Raw genomic sequence first — 5,132 nt, forward strand, 5'->3', positions numbered from 1 at the left:
ATGACCTGTTCTGATTTGTAGAACTTGTTGAATGAACCGGCCAGGTCATGACAGTATTGTGCAATACCATGAACTCTCTTTTTGTTTGCACTTTCTTCAACAACCTGTGGGAATTTTGCGATTTGCCTTATTAAATCCTGTTCCGCATCGTCAGGCACCCATTCATCATCAACTTTTAGGGAGCTGACATCCTTACCTGATTTTGCAAGCAGTTTGCATGCCCTTGCATGAGCGTACTGGATTGAAGCGCAGCCTCTCTCAAAGCTTAATGCCTCATCCCATTTGAATATTATAGGTTTTTCCGGAGACAGTTTTGCAATGAAGAACCTTATGGCACCAATACCGATTTCTTCAGCCATCGGTGCAATTTCATCATCTGTCAAGTCAGGGTTCCTTGATTTAATCTCATTGGTTGCCCTTAAAACTGCTTCATCTATGAGTTCATCTACGGATACGAATTTGCCTTTACGGGTTGACATTGAACCTTCAGGAAGTGAGATGAATTCATAAAAGATTACTTCAGGAGGTGTTTGCCTGAATATTTCCTCAAATATTACTCTGATTTGTTCTGCCGCCAGTTTATGGTCTGAGCCTAAGATGTCAAGTACTGTATCGCCTAAGGTGGCTTTGTATTTATGATATGCCAAATCACGTGTAGAGTAAAGAGAGGTACCGTTTGAACGTCTTAAAACGAATTCCTTTTCGATGTTGAAGTCAGTCAGGTCAATGTATAATACATCATCCTCACGGGTGAATCCTTCCCTTTGAATGTAGTGGACCAGCTCATCGACTTCGCCGCTTCTTACAAACTGTCCTTCCCATACGAAATCATCATGAATTATATTCATTCTTTGAAGTGACTCCTTCATTCCAGAGATACAGGTTGAAACTACTTGCTCGAATATTGCATTTAATTCATCGTCGGAACCTTCTTCATATTTTTGAATCAGCTCATCTACCTTAGCCTCATCTACCTTAGCTTGTAATTTTTCATCCTCTTCGACAGCCTTGTTGGCATCAAAGTATAGCTTTCCGACCTTGTGGTCAACCTTTTCCCCATCATAGTCCTCAATCTTTAATCCGCACTCGGTTATGCCGCAGACGATGATTGCAATCTGTCTACCCATATCATTAACATAATACTGGGTTGTGACATCCCTTCCGGCCAATCTTAAAAGCCTTGCAAGTGAATCTCCAAAAATGGAGTTTCTGATATGTCCGATATGCAATGGTCCGTTCGGATTAGCTGAAGTGTGTTCCAAAACGATTTTCTCATCATATGCCGGAAGCTGACCGTAATTGTCATCGACCTTTTCCAGCATCATTCTTGAGAACACATCATAATCTATGAAGAAATTAACGTAAGGTCCGAAGTTCTGAACTTTAGAGAAAATTTCAGGAACTTCAATCTTTTCAACCAAACCTGCTGCCACTTCAGGAGGTGAAGTCCTCAACTTTTTAGTAAGTTCAAATGCAATGGTACTTGCAAGATCCCCCAATTTCGGATTTGGAGGAAAACTCAATTTAAAATTCCTGTCAATTTCCACATCATACTGATCCAATGCCTTGTTAATGGCATCAATAGCTTGTTTTTCAATTTCAAAATACATTAACTCACCTAAATAATAATCATAAACCTCTTAACCAGAGGGACAGATATCCAATTTTTGGAATGACGACCAGATTATCCCCAAATGTAACAACTTTCTCTCTAATTTGGTCTGCTTTAACATAATAAGGGTCAGGCCGGTCATTATTATCCCCCTTAATGACATACATCGTACTTCCGTTGATATCCGTAATATTAATAATTCTATGAATCACCGGCTGGTCATACCATGCTGCATTATAAACAACGACATCCCCAACTTCAACACTGTTAGGGTCAAATTCATGTATGCCGAAGAAATTTGCCTTTTCAACAAGCACAATATCTCCCCTATAGAATGCAGGTTCCATACTTCCTGAAACAACAACATTCAAGTGTTGGGCGGCAATTAAAACAATTATAAGAATTATTGCATATGATAGAATTTCTTTGTAATCAATTTCCATTTATATTACCTTCTTCTTTTCTTAAATGCAGCTTCAAGTGCCAATTCAATAGCATCAGAAGTTTTTTGTAAATCCTCCATACTATGAGCATTTGAAATAAAATTACATTCGAATTGTGAAGGCGGTATGAAAACACCTTCCTTCAATAAAGTTTTAAAGTATCTGAGGAATTTCTTCCTGTCGGATTCCTGTGCATCGGCATAATTGTTAACCGGTGCAGGATTGAAATAAATTTGAAACATTGAAGCAAGTCCTACCGGCTGGACGTTATATCCTTGCTCATCAATGATGGAAGCGATATTTCCTCTAAGGAAGTTTCCTTTTCTTTCAAGTTCCTTATAGAATGCATCATCCAATTGTGCCATGGTGGAAAGTCCCGCCTGAACTGAAATAGGGTTTCCGGAAAATGTTCCTGCCTGATAGACCGGACCCTGCGGTGCAATCATTTCCATTATCTCTTTCTTACCGCAGAATGCACCCATTGGAAGGCCTCCACCGACGATTTTACCAAGAGTGGTCAGGTCGGGAGTGACTCCATAATATTGCTGTGCCCCCCCACGGGATGCTCTAAAACCGGTTATTACTTCATCAAATATTAAAATGATATTGTTTTCCTCTGTGATTTTTCTTATAAACTCTAAAAATCCAGGTTTAGGTTCGATACAACCGACATTGCCCATTACTACTTCCATAATGATACATGCAATGTTTTCTCCTTCTTTTTCAATCAAATCTGTCAGGGCTTCCTCATCATTGAACGGAACGGATAAGGTATTTTTGGTGGTGTCTTCAGGTATTCCCGGAGAATCAGGCAATGTTGCGGCTCCGGAACCGCCCTTAACTAACACATAATCATGTGCCCCATGATAGGCACCTTCAAATTTGACTATTTTGTCCCTTCCGGTAAAGCCTCTTGCAAGCCTGATTGCGCTCATTGTGGCTTCAGTACCACTGTTACAAAACCTTACCATTTCAGCGCAAGGAATTCTGTCAATAACCTCTTTTGCCAGTTTGATTTCGTTTTCTGTTGGTGTACCGTAAGCGGTACCGATTGTTAATTGGTTGGAAACTTCCCTTACAACCTTAGGATTAGCATGGCCCAATATCAAAGGCCCATAAGCCAGACAATAGTCAATATAGGTTTGACCATCCTCATCTGTAAGTTTAGATCCTCCCGCACTTTTAACGAAAAACGGATAAGGTTTGAAAGCTCTGACCGGTGAATTTACTCCACCAGGGAAATATTTTTTTGATTCATTGAACAATTCTTCTGAATACATTTTATCACACTACAAATGTTGTATTAATGAGTTTACGCATGCTACTGCAATTGGTGTTCCACCTTTTGGTCCTTCAACAATGATATTTGGAATATCTGAATTATGTAGGGCTTCTTTTGAATCAGCCGCACCTACAAAACCAACAGGAACTCCGACAATTGCCTTAAGATTCATTTCACCTTTAGCATATAAATCCATAGCTTCAAAAACAGCAGTTGGAGCGTTACCTGAAACGACCACTCAACTTCCCCTTCATATCTTGTGATACCATATTTAACCATATTGATATCGGTTAAAATGGTTTCCTTATTTTTTAGGGAAGCCATAGCTGCATCTACAAAATCGGGACTGATTTTCACCAATTTTGCATACTCGGGGTCTGCAGTTGAGTGAACGATTCTCTCAACGATGTCTCTTTCTATAGGTTGTAAATCTTTGACATCTTCACCAATAAGGCCACGGATAATTTCACGACTTTTGTTTGCAATATCCAAACCTTGCTTAGTTGATGCACCCATGAACATTTTGTCTGTCATAATGTTAGATTTATATTAAATATATGTTAAATATTTTGTTTATCAAAAGAAAATCTCAAAAATCAAAAAATGTCAAAATTATTTTTTACCAGCTGATAAACCAGCCAAAAATCCGGTGGAAAATGCGATTTTCAAATTATAACCGCCAGTTGGACCATGCAAATCTAGAACTTCCCCTGCAAAGTAAAGACCTGGTGTCAGGGTTGATTCCATTGTTTTAGAATTAATATAGGATGTATCAATTCCACCAATAGTGACTTTAGACAAATCATGATTAAAACCACTGATTTCAAAGGTGAATCTCTTCAAATTTTCAATCAAGCGATTTTTAGTTTTTTTATTGATCCTGGATAATTCAAGATTTCCATCCAAATTAATTTCATTCAAAAAGTATTTTATAAAACTATTCACTAAAAACAATTTCAGATAATTCTTTATATGGGTTTTTCCTTTAGCCTGAAAATCGTTTGCAAATTTATCCTGCAGCTGCTCACGTGAAAAGTCGGGACATAAATCAATTGCAATTTCCAAATCCAAATCAGGTTCCTCATACAATAAGTTATAACTTATAACTTCAGAGATTTCATTACTCAAGTTGATAATTCCCGGTCCGGTTAAACCTTTGTGGGAAAATAAAACATTGCCTCTAACTTTATTTTTCTTATAACTTATAACAACATCATTTATGGTTACACCGGCAATAGAAGAAAGGTCCTTTTCGGTGATTAATGGAGATAAACCATATTTAATATCAGTTATAGGTTGAGAAGTCAATGAGTAATTTCCAATGCTGCAACCTGTTTGAGGATAAGTGACGCCACCTGTAGCTATGATAATCTTGTCTGCTTTTATAGAATCATTTATGAGGAAATCTTCTGTAATTGTCTTTACTTCAAAGTTATAACTTATTACCACATTCTCCAACTTATCAGTTAGACCCTTTAAGACATCACTTGACCTTTCGGTTTCGGGAAAAATCCTATTGTCATCCTCTTCGATAAATCCGAAATCAAACAAAGAAAACAGATCGTCATTGGTAAATGTATAAAAAGAGTGTTTTAAAAAATTCTTGTTGTTAAAAAAAGTTAATAGCTGTTTTATTGGCTTGTCGTTGGTAATGTTGCATCTTCCTCCGCCTGTCATCAGCAGCTTACGGCCTAAAGACGGATTCTTTTCAAGCAAAATTACACGTGAAGTCCTGCTTGCGGCAATAGCTGCCATGATTCCTGCAGGACCTCCACCAATAATAGCTATATCGTAT

4 protein-coding genes and 1 pseudogene are annotated in these 5,132 nt (G+C 38.0%); all 5 read right to left on the reverse strand.

Annotation, left to right across the window (positions count from 1 at the left end; genetic code table 11):
• The coding region (argS, locus tag QZN27_RS09620; protein ID WP_296786961.1) for an arginine--tRNA ligase at positions 1-1,610 on the reverse strand (1,610 nt) is incomplete at its 3' end.
• A gap of 19 nt (positions 1,611-1,629) precedes the next feature.
• Positions 1,630-2,055 (reverse strand): signal peptidase I, encoded by a 426-nt coding sequence (locus QZN27_RS09625; protein ID WP_296786963.1) that lies wholly within the window; start codon positions 2,053-2,055, stop codon positions 1,630-1,632.
• Positions 2,056-2,060: 5 nt separating this feature from the next.
• Positions 2,061-3,335, reverse strand: a complete 1,275-nt coding sequence (gene hemL / locus QZN27_RS09630) for a glutamate-1-semialdehyde 2,1-aminomutase (RefSeq protein WP_296786966.1) — start codon at positions 3,333-3,335, stop codon at positions 2,061-2,063.
• 9 nt (positions 3,336-3,344) lie between these two features.
• Positions 3,345-3,871, reverse strand: a pseudogene (locus tag QZN27_RS09635) (precorrin-8X methylmutase).
• Between the two features lie 78 nt (positions 3,872-3,949).
• Positions 3,950-5,132 (reverse strand): aminoacetone oxidase family FAD-binding enzyme (locus tag QZN27_RS09640; protein WP_296786968.1); only part of this gene is annotated, 1,183 nt, incomplete at its 5' end.

This window comes from uncultured Methanobrevibacter sp. (assembly GCF_900316895.1).
GTDB lineage: Archaea > Methanobacteriota > Methanobacteria > Methanobacteriales > Methanobacteriaceae > Methanocatella.

Coding starts and splice junctions, on each gene's coding strand:
- QZN27_RS09625 (WP_296786963.1), bottom strand. CDS start 2,055: ATGGAAATTGATTACAAAGAAATTCTATCATATGCAATAATTCTTATA.
- hemL (WP_296786966.1), bottom strand. CDS start 3,335: ATGTATTCAGAAGAATTGTTCAATGAATCAAAAAAATATTTCCCTGGT.